The organism is Paraburkholderia atlantica (assembly GCF_000092885.1).
In the GTDB taxonomy this organism is placed as follows: Bacteria; Pseudomonadota; Gammaproteobacteria; order Burkholderiales; family Burkholderiaceae; genus Paraburkholderia; species Paraburkholderia atlantica.
The window spans coordinates 1,704,177-1,721,994 of record NC_014117.1; the positions used below are offsets into that span (position 1 = coordinate 1,704,177).

At 63.6% G+C, this 17,818-nt stretch carries 13 protein-coding genes; 7 read left to right on the forward strand and 6 right to left on the reverse strand.

The annotated features are described in order from the left end of the window. Nucleotides 1–132: 132 nt before the first annotated feature. The 3 genes from BC1002_RS07570 to BC1002_RS07575 form a co-directional block, all read right to left on the reverse strand. On the reverse strand, nt 133–435 hold the full coding sequence (locus tag BC1002_RS07570) for a contact-dependent growth inhibition system immunity protein (RefSeq protein WP_013089468.1): 303 nt from the start codon (nt 433–435) through the stop codon (nt 133–135). 51 nt (nt 436–486) lie between these two features. Further along, nucleotides 487–648 carry a hypothetical protein gene (locus BC1002_RS39720; protein ID WP_420798750.1) on the reverse strand — a complete coding sequence of 54 codons (162 nt, stop codon included), beginning with the start codon at nt 646–648 and terminating at the stop codon, nt 487–489. Nucleotides 649–839: 191 nt separating this feature from the next. Next, nucleotides 840–2,090, reverse strand: coding sequence for an acyltransferase family protein (locus BC1002_RS07575; RefSeq protein ID WP_013089469.1), 1,251 nt, complete (start codon nt 2,088–2,090; stop codon nt 840–842). A 259-nt stretch (nt 2,091–2,349) separates the two neighbouring features. Between BC1002_RS07575 and BC1002_RS38390 the strand changes: the two genes are divergently transcribed. Continuing rightward, on the forward strand, nt 2,350–2,493 hold the full coding sequence (locus tag BC1002_RS38390) for a hypothetical protein (RefSeq protein ID WP_013089470.1): 144 nt from the start codon (nt 2,350–2,352) through the stop codon (nt 2,491–2,493). A 285-nt stretch (nt 2,494–2,778) separates the two neighbouring features. After that, the gene (galU, locus tag BC1002_RS07580) at nt 2,779–3,696 is read left to right on the forward strand and encodes a UTP--glucose-1-phosphate uridylyltransferase GalU (RefSeq protein WP_013089471.1); all 918 of its coding nucleotides are present in this window, start codon (nt 2,779–2,781) and stop codon (nt 3,694–3,696) included. 71 nt (nt 3,697–3,767) lie between these two features. Here galU and BC1002_RS07585 read toward each other — a convergent pair whose 3' ends face one another. Continuing rightward, on the reverse strand, nt 3,768–5,942 hold the full coding sequence (locus BC1002_RS07585; protein WP_013089472.1) for a malate synthase G: 2,175 nt from the start codon (nt 5,940–5,942) through the stop codon (nt 3,768–3,770). 80 nt (nt 5,943–6,022) lie between these two features. After that, nucleotides 6,023–6,427 (reverse strand): heme-binding protein, encoded by a 405-nt coding sequence (locus BC1002_RS07590; RefSeq protein ID WP_013089473.1) that lies wholly within the window; start codon nt 6,425–6,427, stop codon nt 6,023–6,025. A gap of 260 nt (nt 6,428–6,687) precedes the next feature. Here BC1002_RS07590 and BC1002_RS07595 point away from each other — a divergent pair, with 260 nt between their 5' ends. Continuing rightward, entirely contained in the window at nt 6,688–7,581 is an 894-nt protein-coding gene (locus BC1002_RS07595; protein ID WP_013089474.1) for an MOSC domain-containing protein, read from the forward strand. Between the two features lie 38 nt (nt 7,582–7,619). Here the strand turns inward: BC1002_RS07595 and cobA are convergent, their stop codons facing one another. Further along, on the reverse strand, nt 7,620–8,420 hold the full coding sequence (cobA, locus tag BC1002_RS07600; protein ID WP_013089475.1) for a uroporphyrinogen-III C-methyltransferase: 801 nt from the start codon (nt 8,418–8,420) through the stop codon (nt 7,620–7,622). A gap of 590 nt (nt 8,421–9,010) precedes the next feature. Here cobA and nirB point away from each other — a divergent pair. From nirB to BC1002_RS07620, 4 genes are all read left to right on the forward strand, one after another. Next, the gene (nirB, locus tag BC1002_RS07605; RefSeq protein ID WP_013089476.1) at nt 9,011–11,551 is read left to right on the forward strand and encodes a nitrite reductase large subunit NirB; all 2,541 of its coding nucleotides are present in this window, start codon (nt 9,011–9,013) and stop codon (nt 11,549–11,551) included. Between the two features lie 40 nt (nt 11,552–11,591). Further along, entirely contained in the window at nt 11,592–11,957 is a 366-nt protein-coding gene (nirD, locus tag BC1002_RS07610) for a nitrite reductase small subunit NirD (RefSeq protein WP_013089477.1), read from the forward strand. Between the two features lie 49 nt (nt 11,958–12,006). Beyond that, complete coding sequence (locus tag BC1002_RS07615; RefSeq protein ID WP_013089478.1) at nt 12,007–16,188, forward strand: bifunctional nitrate reductase/sulfite reductase flavoprotein subunit alpha; 4,182 nt, start codon at nt 12,007–12,009, stop codon at nt 16,186–16,188. Between the two features lie 168 nt (nt 16,189–16,356). Continuing rightward, on the forward strand, nt 16,357–17,724 hold the full coding sequence (locus tag BC1002_RS07620; protein WP_013089479.1) for an MFS transporter: 1,368 nt from the start codon (nt 16,357–16,359) through the stop codon (nt 17,722–17,724). The last annotated feature ends 94 nt before the right edge of the window (nt 17,725–17,818 follow it).

Here is a 17,818-nt window from a genome sequence, read left to right on the forward strand (position 1 = left end):
AAGAGTGTGGCGGGGCAGCAGAGCGGTGTTTTTACGCGAGGGTAGGCAGGAGCTTGGCCGGTCCTTGATTGGCGTAACGGGGCGAAAGTCGAAGGGCTTTCGTTCCGTTTTTTACGAGAGGAGACGAGTGCATTACTCGCTCAGAATGCGCTTGAGTTCTTCAAGAAACGATGCGGTCGTGTGACCCCATAGCTTCGGATTGAAATCATGTCCGTACATTTCATAGAAGGCACCATCCAGGTCTTCGCCGAAGTTCGCTGCTAGCTGGTTAATTTCGTTGATCGCAGACTTACGCATTTCAGAAGTAATCGCATTTTTATAGATGCTGACAATTTCTTCAATCGAGTCTCCGATATAGTGATAATCCTGATTTAGATATCCGCCAAACAGAGTATCGAGATTTGGATATGAATGGCTATTTTCTGTTTGAATCATAATTTGGTTGCATATGAAGTAATAATATAATATGGCATCCCATTGTATGTTTCATGCTTCAATACCAACCGGATTCCATGTAGCCGAATTAATCCCCCCCGTTCCCCTAACCACTCCATAACCAATATCCCTGCCAGCGCTTCCATTTAAGACAAGATGATAACTTGGCCGAGACCGCGACCAGGATCTAATTCTGAGAGAATTATTCCGCATAATTTCCGAAATGGCCAATTCTGCTGTTTTGAGATCGTAGAAAGAAGATGCGACGTCAGCGCACAAGCTGACGACTCCTACGACAGCTACGAAGCCTTCTACGCTCCCCAACCGGGGGCAGTATTTGGCGACCCGGTGAAACGAAACGGAGACCCGACCGAGATCGTCATCGAGCCCGAACTTTATAGGTTCTATCGGCGCCGTCCAGGTTTGAAACTCGCCGACCACTTCATCGCAGGCAACTCAACCAGCCGATAGAACACATAGGCGGCCGGCACGGCGACCAGCATGTAACCAAACGACGGCCAGATCGACATCTGCAACGACGAACGAAACAGCCAGGCCGACAGCAGCACGAAGATCGGCAGATGGATCAGATACAGCGAGAAGCTGAAGTCACCGACGCGCGCCAGCAAGCGCGCTACCGCATCGGACCCGGAACGAAGCAGCGCGCGCACGCCGCCCGTTTCACGGCGCGGGACATGACGTGCATCGAGAGCCTTGTACAGATAACACGCGAAGCCAAGCGCCCAGATCTGAAACGCGCCGTACTGACCGAAATGAAACGCCGCGCAGCCTGCAGCGATCAATACCGCCGCGAGCACGTACAGCAATGCGGACGCGCGCGCCTCTCGCGCGCTGCGCGCCCTGACATCAGCGATCCATGCACCTAGCGTCCACGAGAACCAGTACGACGTGAAGAACTGCAGATCATGTCGCTCCAGCCCATACGCCGACGCAACGTTGATCACCGCGACGAGCGCAAGCAGGGCGTTCATGCCGATGCGCCGCCGCAGCGCGAACAGCAGCGGATAGATCGCATAGAACTGCACTTCGAGCGACAGCGTCCACAGCGCGCCGTTCGAGCCATACGTTTTACCTGCCACACCCTGCAGCGAAAACAGGTTGACCAGAAACGGCTGCCAGCCGATGTCGCGAATCTTGTGACTGACGGGCGGCAATTGCAGGCTCAGCGAATCGAGCGCGAAGGTCAGTACCAGCGCCGCGAGCAGCACCGGATAGATGCGCGCGAAGCGCCGCAGCCAGAAATTGCCAGCATCGAGCCGGTAACCAGGATTGCCCGCGAGCCGCAGCGCGCCGCCGCGATGGATGCAGTAGCCGCTGATCACGAAGAACATCGGCACACCGGCGGAGCCCCATGCGATCGGAAACGTCAGATACGCGGCGAGACTATTGGGAGTCAACGAATGTCCGACGCTCTGATGAAACGCCTGCATGCCGACCCACACAATCTGGCGGCAATGGAAATAGGCGACCAGCAGTGCGGCGAAACCTCGCATCGCGTCGATCACATGCTCCTTGCTGGCGCTATCGATATGCGCGTCGCTGCGCGCGTGCGCCGCGGCCGCGTTTTTCTCCGAGCGTGGCAGCGGCGAGAGGGGCAGGGATGAGCCGGCGGCATCCAGTGCTGGGTCGCTCATACACGGTCCTTATCTGAAGCAGTAAAGAGAGAAAATTGCGGCGACATTGGCCTTCGAGCGGGCGGCCTTGCGCACCCGCGACGCATCCATGCTAGAGCATCACAATCCCAGGAAATGATTAAAAAATTGCGTTTCGGATTGAATTCGACATCAATTTTGTGACGAATTGTAATTGCCTGGCGAGGTATGGAATGCCGAATTATTTATCGCTTTTGTCGTGATAATTTAGAGCAAGGATTTTCTGACCCGAGGTGAAGTCATGAACCTGCATTTACTCGCCGGCGTGGCCGTCCTGCTGATCCTGGTGGCCGCCTCCGCCTACCGCGATGCCTTGCGCAACGAACCGATCCGTCGTTTCCGAATGAATCCAGGCAAGCTGCCGCCCGTCGACGAACAGGAATAACGTGCGGCCGGAGCCGGTCGCCAGATCGCCAGGCGGGTCATGCCAGAGGCCATCCGAAAGATAAGACCTTCGGATTTTCTCACTCACCATCTGGCGATCTATGCGTAATAATTTCATCAGCTTTTCGCAATATCGCATTGCGATTAATGCGTGAATTATCCGAATTAAATCGGAGAAAGACCACTTCCGTGAACCTCGCAGATTTTTCTGCTAGTCTTGCGCCGACATCGATTGGCCGCCAGGTCCGCGAACAACCAACTTCTAACCGATGTGGGAATGCCTACCATGCTGAAAGTCACCAAAGCCGTGTTTCCCGTAGCGGGCCTCGGGACACGATTCCTGCCGGCTACCAAAGCAAGTCCTAAGGAAATGCTGCCGATCGTCGACAAGCCGCTGATCCAGTACGCGGTCGAAGAAGCGATCGCCGCCGGCATCACCGAAATGATCTTCGTGACGGGCCGCAGCAAGCGCGCGATCGAAGATCACTTCGACAAATCTTACGAGATCGAATCCGAACTCGAAGCGCGCAACAAGCAGAAGCTGCTCGATCTGGTGCGCAGCATCAAACCGGCCAACGTCGACTGCTTTTACGTGCGCCAGGCCGAAGCGCTCGGTCTCGGCCATGCGGTGCTGTGCGCCGAAAAACTGGTGGGCGACAGCCCGTTCGCCGTGATTCTCGCCGACGACCTGCTGCATAGCACGAAGCCCGTGATGAGCCAGCTCGTCGATACGTTCAATCACTATCACAGCTCGGTGATCGGCGTCGAAACGATCGCACGCGAGGACAGCCGCTCATACGGCGTCGTCGATGGCCGCGAGTGGGAAGACAATGTGATCAAGCTGTCGGGCATCGTCGAGAAGCCAGCGCCGGATCAGGCGCCGTCGAATCTCGGCGTGGTCGGACGCTACGTGCTGATGCCGACGATCTTCAAGCATATCCGCGCGCTGAAGCCGGGCGCGGGCGGCGAGTTGCAACTGACGGACGCGGTGCAGTCGCTGCTGACCGAGGAGCAGGTGCTCGCGTATCGCTACTTCGGCACGCGCTTCGATTGCGGCAGCAAGCTCGGATATCTGAAAGCGACCGTCGAATTCGCGCTGCGCCACCCAGAGGTGAAGGCCGAATTCGAGGCGTATTTGCAGGCGTATATGCAGAACGAAGCGCCTGCCGGCGAGGCGGGGCAGTTGACGGCCGAAGCCGCGTGAACTGACGAGGTCGTGAAATAAAAAACGGGCGTCGCATTGCGCGGCGCCCTCGTCGTTTCAGCCGGACGGCCTCAACCCTGCTTCTTCACCTCGAGCCGGAATTTGTGCAGTAACGGCTCGGTATAACCGCTAGGCTGCTGGCGCCCCTCGAATACGAGTGCCTGCGCGGCCTTGAACGCAATCGTGTCGAAGCTCGGCGCCATCGGCTGGTAGAGCGGATCACCCGCGTTCTGCTCGTCCACGACCTTGGCCATGCGCTTGAACGTCTCCTCGACGAGCTCGCGTTTGATCACGCCGTGATACAGCCAGTTGGCGATGTGCTGGCTCGAAATTCGCAGCGTCGCGCGGTCTTCCATCAGGCCGACGTTGTGAATGTCCGGCACCTTCGAGCAGCCGACGCCCTGGTCGATCCAGCGCACCACGTAGCCGAGAATGCCTTGCGTGTTGTTGTCGACCTCGGCGCGGATTTCGTCGTCGTTCCATTGCGCTTTTTCGACGACCGGAATCGTCAGCAGGCCATCGAGCAGTTCGTCGTACACCTTCGCGTAGTCGGTGCGTTCGAGTTCCTGCTGGACCGCCTGTACGTCGACCTGGTGATAGTGCAGCGCGTGCAGCGTCGCGGCGGTCGGCGAGGGCACCCACGCTGTATTCGCGCCAGCCTTCGGATGGCCGATCTTCTGCTCGAGCATCGCGTGCATCAGGTCCGGCATCGCCCACATGCCTTTGCCGATCTGAGAGCGGCCGCGCAGGCCCCCGCTCAAACCGACCAGCACGTTGCTGCGCTCGTACGACGCGATCCACTTGCTCGACTTCATGTCGCCCTTGCGCATCATCGGGCCCGCTTCCATCGCCGAGTGCATCTCGTCGCCGGTGCGATCGAGGAAGCCCGTGTTGATGAACGCGACGCGCGCCGACGCTTCGGCGATACAGGCGAGCAGGTTCAAGCTGGTGCGGCGCTCCTCGTCCATGATGCCCATCTTGATCGTATTGCGCGGCAGCTTCAGCAGGTCTTCGACGCGCGCGAACAGCTCGCTCGCGAACGCGACTTCGGCCGGGCCGTGCATCTTCGGCTTCACGATATAGATCGAGCCGGTACGCGAGTTCAGCTTGTTTTGACGGTCGCGCAGCGCGCACAGCGTCGTGATCACCGCGTCGAGAATGCCTTCCGGAATCTCGTGGCCGTCGCGGGTCAATACGGCCGGGTTCGTCATCAGGTGGCCGACGTTGCGGATGAACAGCAGCGAGCGGCCATGCAGCTTGACCTGCGACTTGCCGTCCGCGCCGGTGTACTCGCGATCCGCGTTGAGCCGGCGCGTGAAGGTCTTGCCGTTCTTCGTGACCTGTTCGGTCAGGTCGCCGTTCATCAGGCCGAGCCAGTTGCGATAGAGCTGCACCTTGTCGTCGGCGTCGACGGCCGCGACCGAGTCTTCGCAATCGATGATCGTCGTGACCGCCGCTTCGACGACGACGTCCTTCACATGCGCCGCATCGGTCTTGCCGACCGGATCGTCCGCATCGATCTGGATCTCGACGTGCAGGCCGTTGTGCTTGAGCAGCACCGCCGACGGCGCACTCGCGTCGCCCTGATAGCCGACGAGTTGCGTGGGTGTCTTCTGCGCGGCAGTGCCGCTCTGCAGCGCGACGACCAGCTGGCCGTTCTCGACGCTATAGCGCGTCGCATCCGCATGCGAGCCGTTCGCGAGCGGCGCGGCCTGATCGAGGAACTTGCGCGCGTACGCGATCACCGCGGCGCCGCGCACCGGGTTATAGCCTTTCTGCTTTTCCGCGCCACCCGCTTCGGGAATCGCATCCGTGCCGTACAGCGCGTCGTACAGGCTGCCCCAGCGCGCGTTCGCGGCGTTCAGCGCGTAGCGCTGGTTCGACAGCGGTACGACGAGCTGCGGGCCGGCCTGCTCCGAGATTTCGCTGTCCACGTGGTCGGTCGTGGCCTGGACGCTGGCGGGCACGGGCACGATGTAGCCGATGCCTTCGAGAAACGCACGATACGCGCGCAGATCCCGCACCGGGCCGGGATGGGTCCGATGCCAGTTGTCCAGTTCGGTTTGCAGGCGGTCGCGCTCGGCGAGCAACGCCCGATTTTTTGGCGCCAGCTCGTGCACGAGGGCGTCGAAACCCGACCAGAAGGCGGCACTGTCGATCCCGGTGCCGGGCAGGGCTTCGGTTTCAACGAACTGGTCGAGGTTGGCGGCGACCTGCAGTCCGCCGCGCGGGTTCATCTGAGTCATCGACTGCTCCATCTGTTATGGGACCGATGAGGGGCCATCGGCCCGCGTTGTGCCACGGGATTGCTTCGGCGACCGGCGCTTTAAACGCCGAGCGCCTGAATGCCGGCCTTCGCGATCTGTGCGTCCTGCTCCGACTTGACGCCCGATACGCCGACCGCGCCGACCACATGGCCGTCGACGATCACCGGCACGCCGCCTTCGAGCGTGCCCTGCAACGGCGCGCTGAGGAATGCGGTGCGGCCGTTGTTGATCATGTCTTCATAGACCTTGGTTTCGCGCCGGCCGAGCGCCGCGGTGCGCGCTTTCTCGGTCGCGATATACGAGGTGGACGGCGCCGCGCCGTCCAGACGCAGCACCGCGAGCGGATGGCCACCGTCGTCCGCGACGACGATTGCGACGGGCCACTTGTTCTTCTCGGCTTCCGCGCGCGCGGCATCGACAATGCGAGTCGTCTCGGCGACGGTCAACACGGGTTTGGTCAGCATGATGAATGTCCTGTCTCGGTGAGGGGAAGGTGGCTTTTGTGGCTTCTTTCGGTAACGGGGCGATACGGCGCCTGCGCGCGCTTTCGCAGCGCTGCCGCATGCCGCATGCCCCGCGCCGGCGCCTGTCTGATCCGAAGATTCTACTTCCCGCCGCCTCAGCGCGGAACGGCAGCTTCCCTGGTCGCCATCACCGATACACGCGCAGCGCTTTACAATCGCGTCTCCACCTGACAACCGCGCTTCCAACGAGATCTCAGATCATGCCAACCATCAGCGAGCTGTTCGTCTATCCGATCAAATCCTGCGCGGGCATCCCGCTCGATGCGGCGCGCCTGCTGGCGACGGGCCTCGAATATGACCGCAACTGGATGATCGTCGATCCCGAAGGCGCGATGTTCACGCAGCGCGCATATCCGCGCATGGCCCTGATCAAGGTAGAACTCGGCGCCGAGGATCTGATCGTCAACGCGCCGGGCATGCGTGAACTGCGCACGCCGCTCGATGCCGCGCGCCTCGCCGGCGCGGCCAGGGTCGATACCGCGGTGTGGCGCGACGCGGCCTACGGGCTCGACACCGGCGAAGAAACGGCAGCCTGGTTCACGGAGTTCCTCGGTCTGCCCGCGCGCTTGCTGCGCTTCGATCCGGAGCGCGAACGCATCGTCGATCCGGACTACACGGACAGCACCGGCGGTGCCACGACCTTTTTCGCCGATGGTTTTCCGCTGCTGGTGGTCGGCCAGGCCTCGCTCGACGATCTGAACGCGCGGCTGAACGGCAAAGGCGCGCCGTCGATCGGAATCGATCGCTTTCGGCCCAACATCGTGCTCATTGGCCTCGATGCCTATGAAGAGGACTATGTCGAGACGCTCGCCGCCGATGCGGATGCGGATGCGGATGCGGAATCGAGCGCGCGCGTCGAGTTGCGTCTCGTCAAGCTGTGCTCGCGCTGTCCGATGCCGACTATCGATCAGGCCCGCGGTGCGCCCGATCCCGACTGGCCGAACGAGCCGACCGACACGATGCTCGGTTATCGCGTCAGCGCACGCTTCGACGGCGCGGTCACGTTCGGCAACAACGCGCTGGTCGCGAGCGGGGCGGGGGCCTGGCTGCGGGTTGGGCAGCAGGTCGACGCGGAGCTCGGCTTCGGCGATTGATTGGATGAAAGACGGGCGATGCCCGCTTTAATCGGATATCACGCTGCCCGCGCAATCGCCGGCGCGGGCAGCGTTTCCCCACCTTGCTCGCCGGGAGCTTCGCATTCCCAGCAAGGCGCTTCGGCGCTCTCGCCAACCGCATCGCCCACCAGAATCACCGCCGGACTGCCGAAGCCCGCGTCGAGCGCATCGGCGGCGAGCCGATCGAGCCGCGTCAACAGGCGCCGCTCGTCGCGGCCGCCGGCCCACTGCACGACCGCGGCCGGCGTGCCGGCCGGCAGGTGCGCGAGCAAGGCGGCGGCGATGCCGTCGATGCGCCGCATGCCCATATAGATCGCCAGCGTCGTGCGCGTCGCGGCGAGCGCGGCCCAGTCCGGCTCGCCATGATCTTCGGTGTGCGCGGTGACGAAGCTCACGCCGTGGCAGTGCCGCCGATGTGTGAGCGACATGCCGAGCCCGGCCGCGGCGGCGAAGCCCGACGAGATGCCGTTGACGATCTCCACCGCGAGGCCCGCGTCGCGCAGCACCGCGAGTTCCTCGCCCGCGCGGCCGAACAGCAGCGCTTCGCCGCCCTTGACGCGCACCACGTGGAGCCCCTTCAGCGCATAGCGCCGCATCAGCCGCTCGATGAACGCCTGCGGCGTCGAGCGGCAGCCGCCGCGTTTGCCGACGCGAATCACGCGCGCCTGCGGCGCGAGCGTCACGATGTCGGGATTCGCGAGGTCGTCGAGCAGCACGACGTCGGCGGCCGCGAGCGCCTTGACGGCCTTCAGCGTCAGCAAGTCGAGGTCGCCTGGGCCCGCACTCAGTAGCGTGACCTTGCCGGTGTTGATGTTCATGTCGTGTCCTTGTGCCGTGAGTTTCTCGTGGCTCGAAACGAAAACGGCGTCCGCCCGTGAAGATCACGAGGGGACGCCGTTGTCCATTCCATTGCCGGTTGACGGTTGAGTCTGCGCATCGCGACGACGTTGCCGCGATGACGTTGCCGATGACCAATGCAAGGACCACGCCATCGATCGAATAGAGGCACGCAAGGCGTTGCCACGCGCTGCGATTCATGCAGAAAACAGCATCGCGATCGGACCTGCGTGCGACTTCGTTTCGCACGTCCACAGTGCTGCGTCGCACCATCCCTGTGCTTTGCCGCATCAAAACGCGTCGCGCGCGGACTGCGCTCTGAGGCCGCGCGATTTGCGGCAAAGTCCCGTCCCACCGTGCTTTCCGGCGCACTGATCGAAATTGGCACAGCCTTTGCGATAAGCGTTGCCATCGGACCAACGTGGGTTCGTCGCGCTTGCAGCACAAAGCAGCGCCCCGCAGCACCCAACAGGACAACGGCGTCCCCCGGATTCAGCCCTCGGCTGGATTCGCGGGACGCCGTTTTTATTTCGGCAATCGCTTTCGCCAGACACCAGAGGACAGCGCGCTCATGAAAATCATCGTTATCGGTCACGGGATGGTCGGCCACAAACTGGTCGAATGCCTGGCGCAACAGGCCGCGCACGATCTCGACATCACGGTGCTGGGCGAAGAATCGCGACCGGCCTACGATCGCGTGCATCTGTCCGAGTTCTTCTCGGGCAAGACCGCCGATGACCTGTCGCTCGTCGAGCCCGGCTTCTTCGAGCGCCACGGCGTGCAACTGAAGCTGAACGCGCGCGCCGTCGCGGTCGATCGCGACGCGCGCACCGTGACGGTCGCGAGCGGCGAAACGCTGCCGTACGACCGCCTCGTGTTCGCGACCGGCTCCTATCCGTTCGTGCCGCCGGTGCCGGGCCGCGAGCGCGGTGACTGCTTCGTCTACCGGACGATCGACGATCTCGAAGCGATGCGCGAATGCGGCGCTCGCTCGAAAACGGGCACGGTGGTCGGCGGTGGTCTGCTCGGCCTCGAATGCGCGAAGGCGCTGCGCGACATGGGCCTGCAAACGCATGTGGTCGAATTCGCGCCGCGCCTGATGGCGGTGCAGGTCGACGACGGCGGCGGCCGCGTGTTGCGCGGCCGGATCGAAGAACTCGGCGTCACGGTGCACACGCACAAGAACACGACGGCGATCGTCGACGGCGAAGCGGGCACACACCGCATGCAATTCGCCGACGGCAGCCATCTCGACACCGACATGATCGTGTTCTCCGCGGGCATCCGTCCGCGCGACGATCTGGCCCGCGCATGCGGCCTCGAACTCGGCGCGCGCGGCGGCATCGCAATCGACGACGCGTGCCGCACCAGCGATCCGCACATCTACGCGATCGGCGAATGCGCGCTGTGGCACGGTCAGTTGTTCGGCCTCGTCGCGCCCGGCTATGAGATGGCGCGCGTGGTTGCGAAGCAGTTGCTGGGCGACTCGGCCGAATTCGCGGGCGCCGACATGAGCACCAAGCTGAAGCTGATGGGGGTCGACGTCGCCAGCATCGGCGATGCTCACGGCAATACGCCGGGCAGCCGCACCTACCAGTTCAGCGACGAGCGCAAGCAGATCTACAAGAAGCTCGTCGTATCCGATTGCGGCAAGTATCTGCTCGGCGGCGTGATGGTCGGCGACGCGAGCGAATACGGCACGCTGCTGCAGATGATGCTGAACCGCATCGAGCTGCCCGCGTCGCCCGAATTCCTGATCCTGCCGCAAGCGGACGGCAGCGCGAAGCCGGCGCTCGGCGTCGAGGCGCTGCCCGCGGCCGCGCAGATCTGCTCGTGCAACAACGTGTCGAAGGGCGAGCTGTGCGCGGCCGTCTGCGCGGGCGCGACCGACATCGGCGCGTTGAAGAGCGCGACCGGCGCGGGTACCTCGTGCGGCGGCTGCGTGCCGCTCGTCACGCAAGTGATGAAGGCCGAGATGAAGAAGCAGGGCCTCGCGGTCAACAACCACGTCTGCGAGCACTTCCCGTATTCGCGCCAGGAGCTGTACCACCTCGTGCGCGTCGAGAAGCTGCGCAGTTTCGGCGCGCTGCTCGCGAAGCATGGCCGCGGGCTCGGTTGCGATATCTGCAAGCCGGCGGTCGCCAGCATTCTCGCGTCGTGCTGGAACGAATTCGTGCTGAAGAAGGAGCACGCATCGCTGCAGGACACCAACGACTACTACCTCGCGAACATCCAGCGCGACGGCACCTACTCGGTCGTGCCGCGCATGCCCGGCGGCGAAGTGACACCCGACGGCCTGATCGCGGTCGCGCAGGTCGCGAAGAAATACGGCCTCTACACGAAGATCACCGGGGGTCAGCGTGTCGATCTATTCGGCGCGCGCGTCGAGCAATTGCCGTCGATCTGGGAAGAGCTGATCGCCGCGGGTTTCGAATCGGGCCACGCGTATGGCAAATCGCTGCGCACCGTGAAATCGTGCGTCGGCTCGACGTGGTGCCGGTATGGCGTCGGCGATTCGGTTGGTCTCGCGGTCGAACTCGAGAATCGCTACAAGGGGCTGCGTACGCCGCACAAGATCAAGTTCGGCGTGTCGGGCTGCACCCGCGAATGCGCGGAAGCGCAGGGCAAGGACGTCGGCGTGATCGCCACCGAGAAGGGCTGGAATCTGTACGTGTGCGGCAACGGCGGCATGAAGCCGCGTCACGCGGAACTGCTCGCCGCGGACCTCGATAAGGCGACGCTCGTGCGCTATATCGACCGCTTCCTGATGTTCTACGTGCGCACCGCCGACCGCCTGCAACGCACCAGCGTGTGGCGCGACAACCTCGAAGGCGGCCTCGACTATCTGATCGACGTGATCGTCAACGATCGCCTTGGCGTTGCCGCCGAACTCGAAGCGGAGCTGCAGCACGTGGTCGACACGTACGAGTGCGAATGGAAGAAGGCCGTCACCGATCCCGAAACACGCAAGCGCTTCCGCCATTTCGTCAACAGCGGCGAGTCCGACAGCAACGTCGCGTTCGTCGAGGAGCGCGGACAGATCCGGCCGGCCACGCCCGCTGAGCGGCAAGCGCCGCGCATCGGGATTCCCATTGTCGTCGAGACGGTTTGACCTCATCCGCTTCTCACTTACTCATCAAAGGAGTTCAGTCATGAAGAACGAACGCTTGCCCCGCGGCTGGACCGCGATCTGCGCACTCGACGACATCGTGCCGAACACCGGCGTTTGCGCGCTCGTCAACGGCGAGCAGGTGGCCGTGTTTCACGTCGACGGCGGCGAAGCGGAAGCGCCCGCCGAACCTACGGTCTACGCGATCGAAAACTTTGATCCGGGTTCGCACGCGGCGGTGCTGTCGCGCGGACTCGTCGGCAGTCTCGGCGAGCGCATCGTGGTCGCGTCGCCGATCTACAAGCATCACTTCGATCTGCGCACCGGCGAATGTCTGGAAACGCCGTCGTATTCGGTCAACGCGTTTGCCACGCGCGTCGAAAACGGCCAGGTGTGGGTCGCGGTTTGAGGTAACGGCCTCGCTTCATCGTTCAGAGTTCTAACCAGATCATTCGCGCATGTCAGCTACCAGCGTAAAGAGCGTGTGTCCGTATTGCGGCGTCGGCTGCGGCATGGTGCTGCACGTCGAGGACGGCCAGGTCGTGAAGATCGCCGGCGACAAGGAGCATCCGGCCAACTTCGGCCGGCTCTGCACCAAAGGACAGTCGGCTCACGTCGCGCTGCGCAAGTCGGGGCGCCTCGAAGGCGCGTTCGTACGACATGCGCGCGACGAAGACCCGGTGCCGCTGCCGATGGCGCAGGCGTTGAGCGACACCGCGGCGCGTCTGCGGCGTGTGATCGACGAGCATGGTCCCGATGCGGTGTCGTTCTACGTGTCGGGGCAGATGTCGCTCGAAGCGCAGTATCTGGTCAACAAGCTCGCGAAGGGCTTTATCGGCACGAACAATATCGAAGCGAATTCTCGTTTGTGCATGGCGAGCGCGGCGAGCGGCTATAAGTTGTCGCTCGGTGCGGACGGCCCGCCCGGCTCGTACGAAGACTTCGATCACGCGGATCTGTTTTTCGTCAGCGGCGCGAATATGGCCGACTGTCATCCGATTCTGTTCCTGCGCATGATGGATCGCGTGAAGGCGGGCGCGAAGCTGATCGTCGTCGATGCACGCCGCAATACGACCGCCGAGAAAGCCGACCTGTTCCTGCAGATCAAACCCGGCACCGACCTCGCGTTGCTCAATGGTCTGCTGCATCTGCTGCACGAAAACGGCGCAACGGATGCGGCTTTCATCGCCGAACACACCGAAGGCTGGGACGCGATGCCCGCGTTTCTGGCCGGGTACACGCCGGAGAACGTCGCTCGCATCACGGGTCTCGCCGCCGACGACATCCGTCGCGCCGCGCAGATGATCGCGTCGGCCAAAGACTGGATGAGCTGCTGGACGATGGGCCTGAACCAGAGCACGCACGGCACGTGGCACACCAATGCGCTGTGCAATCTGCATCTGGCGACGGGCCGTATCTGCCGGCGCGGCAGTGGACCGTTCTCGCTGACGGGCCAGCCGAACGCGATGGGCGGCCGCGAAATGGGCTACATGGGCCCCGGGTTGCCGGGCCAGCGTTCGGCGCTGGTCGCCGAAGATCGCACGTTCATCGAAGCGCTGTGGCGCATCGCACCGGGCACGCTAAGAGCGGACGCGGGCAACGGCACGATCGACCTGTTCGCGCGCATGGCCGCGGGCGACATCAAGGCGTGCTGGATCATCTGCACGAATCCGGTCGCGACCGTCGCGAACCGGCAGACCGCGATCGCCGGCTTGCGTGCGGCCGAACTCGTGATCGCGCAGGACGCGTTCCTCGACACCGAAACGAATCGCTACGCCGACGTGCTGCTGCCAGGCGCTTTGTGGGCCGAAGCCGAAGGGGTGATGGTCAACTCGGAGCGCAATCTGACGCTGATGCAGCAGGCCATCGAGCCGCCCGGCGCGGCGTTGCCCGACTGGCAGATCATCGCGCGCATCGCGTGTGAAATGGGCTTTGCCGATGCGTTCAGCTATGCGAGCGCCGACGAAGTATTCGCCGAACTCACGCGTGCGGCGAACCCCGCGACCGGCTACGACCTGCGCGGCGCGAGTCATCGTCGCCTGAAGGATGCGCCGCTGCAGTGGCCGATCGCGTCGGCGGATTCGTCCGAGCGCAATCCGCTTCGCTATCTGAATGACGGCGTGAGCCAGACGCTCAGAGAGTCCGAAGATGGCAGCCGCCCGCGCATTGCTTTTCCGACCGCGAGCGGCAGGGCGAAGTTTTTCGCGCGCGCGTATCAGCCCGCGGCCGAGCTGCCCGATCGTGAGTTTCCGATCGTGTTGAACACGGGCCGCGTGCAGCATCAATGGCACACGATGACCAAGACCGGCAAGGTCGCGATGCTGAACAAGCTGAACCCGGGACCGTTCGTCGAGATTCATCCGCACGACGCGGCCGAACTCGGCATTCGCGCGAAAGACGCGGTCGAGATCCGTTCGCGGCGCGGCCGCGCGGTGCTGCCTGCCGTCGTCACCGATCGGGTGAGCGCGGGTCAGTGCTTCGCGCCGATGCACTGGAACGACGTGTTCGGCGACGGGCTTTGCATCAACGCGGTGACCAACGACGCGGTCGATCCGGTTTCACTACAGCCCGAACTGAAAGTCTGCGCGGTCGCGCTGAGCCCGGTGACGGCCGATCGCGTCGCGGACACACGCAAGGGCGACGCGCTCTCTACCCCCACCGACGCAGCGGTTTTAGCGCCCAGCGCCAAGGATCAACCCATGCCTCGTATCGAAGCCCTCACGACTTTGCTGCAATTGCCGCCCGAGCCCGTAGCGATGCCCGCGCTCAGCGATCCGGAGCGCGCGTATCTGGCGGGTTTCGTCAGTGGCCTGCGTTCGTCCGAAGCGCAAGGTCTCGACAACGTGCCGGTGCTGCCGCACAGCGCACCGTTCGATGCGGTGAAGCGGCTCTATGTCGATGGTCTGCTTGCGGGACTGTATAGCCGCAGCGCGACGACGGCCCGGACTTCAGACGCGGCATTGCCGTCGAATGCCGCGCACGAAGAGGCACCCGAATCGGGCGTGCGCATCGTGCGCGCACGGCCGAAGGTAACGCTGTTGTGGGCCTCGCAAACCGGTAACACCGAATCGCTGACCGAGCGTTACGCGACGCGCCTGATGGAATCGGGCTTCGAAATCCGCACCGCGTGCATGGCCGACTATCCGTTCGCGGCGCTCGCGAAGGCGCAATACGTGCTGTTGATGACCAGCACGTTCGGCGACGGCGATGCGCCCGACAACGCGCAGGACTTCTGGACGCATCTGAACGCCGCCACGGCGCCGCGCCTCGACGGCGTGCGTTTCGCGGTGCTTGCGCTCGGCGATCGCAACTACGATCAGTTTTGCGGTCACGGCCGTCGGCTCGACGAGCGGCTCGCCGCGCAGGGCGCGCTGCGTCTGACCGAGCGCGTCGATTGCGATATCGAATATCAGTCGAGCGCCGATGCGTGGCTCGAACGCGTGATCGTCTGTATCAAGCAGGCGGATGCCGCGCTGCATGCGGTGCCGCCGGGCGGCATGATCAACGCGGTGGTGGGCGCGGTGCCAACCAAGGCGCGGCCGGCAGCGTCGCGCGTTGTCGGCAATCTGCGACTGAACCGGCAGGGCGCCGCGAAGGATACTCGCTACGTGTCGCTGCGAACGGGTGAGACGAACCTCGAATACGAAGCGGGCGATGCGCTCGGCGTGTGGCCGAGCAACTGCCCCGAACTCGTCGACGAACTGATCACGCTGAGCGGTCTGCACGCGGAGGCATCGGTGCACGTCACGGGTATCGGCGACATGCGGCTCGCCGATGCGCTCACCAAGCACTACGAGATCGCGCGGCCGAGCGCCGAAGCGCTCGCGTTCGTCGCCGCGCGCAGCCGCAACGGTGCGCTGGGCGATCTGCTCGCGCCCGAACGCAAGGCGGATCTGAAGCAATGGCTATGGGGACAGCAGCTCGCCGACGTATTGCACGAGTTTCCGGTGGACCTCTCGGCCGCCGAACTCACCGGCATGCTGAAGCGCCTGCAGCCGCGTCTGTATTCGATCGCATCGAGCCCGAAGGCGCATCCCGGCGAGGTGCATCTGACGGTATCGGCGGTGCGTTACAGCAACGGACGGCGGCACCGCAAGGGCGTTTCGTCGACGTTTCTTGCGGATCGCGCAAGCGACGCCGAGGTCCCCGTGTTCGTGCAAAAGTCCGCGCACTTTCGTCCTCCTCATCACTCGGACACGCCGATGATCATGGTCGGCCCCGGCACCGGCATCGCACCGTTTCGCGGCTTTCTGCACGAACGGCAGGCACGCGGCGAACGCGGACGCAACTGGCTGTTCTTCGGCGAACAACATGCCGCGACCGACTTCTACTATCGCGACGAACTCGAAGCGATGTGCGCGAGCGGTCTCTTGACCCGACTCGACGTCGCGTTCTCGCGCGACCAGGCCGACAAGATCTATGTGCAGGACCGCATGCGCGAGCACGGTGCGCAACTGTGGGCATGGCTCGAAGACGGTGCGCATTTCTATGTATGCGGCGACGCGAACCGGATGGCACGCGATGTCGATGCGGCGCTGAAGGACATCATCACGACGCACGGTGGCATGAGCGAAGAGAAAGCACTCGAATACGTGAGCCGTCTGACGCGCGAAAAGCGCTATGCACGCGACGTGTATTGAGCCGCCGACGCGTTTCGAAAAAGGCCTTAAAAAAGGCCTCAAAACACACAGCATGATGGCATGACGCTTGCATGTCGAGTCCCGGCTAAAACTCCGGACGACATGCCGGTGCAACACAAGTAACGCAGCAACCGGCCCACCAGGCATTTTATTTACCGAGGATCTCTGATGAAAAACGTGATGCACTCCCTGCGAAGCGGCGATTGGCGCGCACTGGTCGCCTGCTTTCTGTATTTCGACACGGGCTTCACCGTCTGGGTGCTGTATGGGCCGCTCGCGCCGTTCATCAGCAAGAGCATCACGATGACGCCCGCGCAGCAGGGTCTGCTGGTCGCGGTGCCGGTGTTGTCCGCGGCGATTCTGCGCGTGACGCTCGGCAATCTGTATCAGTCCGCGCACGGCAAACGCATTGCGTTGATGGGCGTGTTGCTATCGGCGGTGCCAACGATCGTGCTGCCGTTGCTGCAATCGGTGCCGTCGTACGAGATGCTGCTGGTGCTCGGCGTGTTCCTCGGGGTTGGCGGCGCCAGCTTCGCGGTCGCGCTGCCGATGGCCGGCAGCAACTATCCGCCGAAGGTGCAGGGCCTCGTATTGGGCCTGGCCGCGGCCGGCAACATCGGCGCGGTGCTCGACGGCTTCCTGTTCCCGCAACTGGCGACGCGCTACGGTTGGCAACTCGCCGCGGGCGGCGCCTTGCCGCTGCTCGCGATCGCCGCGATCACGCTGTACTTCTGGGCCAACGACGCGGGCGTCAAAACCGGCAGCGTGCTGCGCGCGTTCGGCAGTTTCGCGACGACGCTGGCCGGCCTGATCGTGCTCGTGCTGCTCGTCGAAGCGGGGCTGTTCGGCGCGGGCAAGACCGGCGTGCTGCTGTTGCCGGTGATCGGCGCGCTGCTCGCGATCGCGGTGCTGCCGCAACGCTATCGCTCGGTGCTTGCCGAACGCGATACGTGGGTCATCATGCTCGTCTATAGCATCACGTTCGGCGGGTTCGTCGGCATGTCTTCGTACGTGTCGCTGCTGCTGACCAACCTGTATCAACTGTCGAAGATCGACGCGGGTCTGTTCATGGCGCTGCTCGCCGCGACCGGCGCGATGGTGCGTCCGCTCGGCGGCCTGATTGCCGACCGCGTGTCGGGCGTGCGCGCGCTGACCGTGCTGCTCGCGATCATCGCGATTTGTGACTTCCTGTTCGCGACGGCGATGCCGTCGTTCGCGGGCGGCATCGCGTTGCTGCTGTGCATGTACGTCGCGTTCGGACTCGGCAATGGCGCGACGTTCCAGCTCGTGCCGCATCGCTGGGCCGGCCGCACCGGTTTGATGTCCGGCATCGTCGGCGCGGCGGGTGGGATCGGCGGCTTCTATCTGCCGGTCGTGATGGGCATCGCGAAGGAGAGCACCGGCAGCTATCAGATGGGCTTCGCGACGTTCGGCACGCTGTCGGCGTGCGCGTTCCTTGCGATCGTCGCGCTGCGCCGGCCGTGGATGGCGTGGTCGATGCAGACCGGTGTCATGCATGCGCATGCGACGGAGTGAGGCACGGCGCGCGGCGCTCGGTCGGGCCGGCGCCGCATGCATGATGCGGTAGAAAAGCGCAGTCGAACATTTGCATATCAGCGACGGTGTTTCT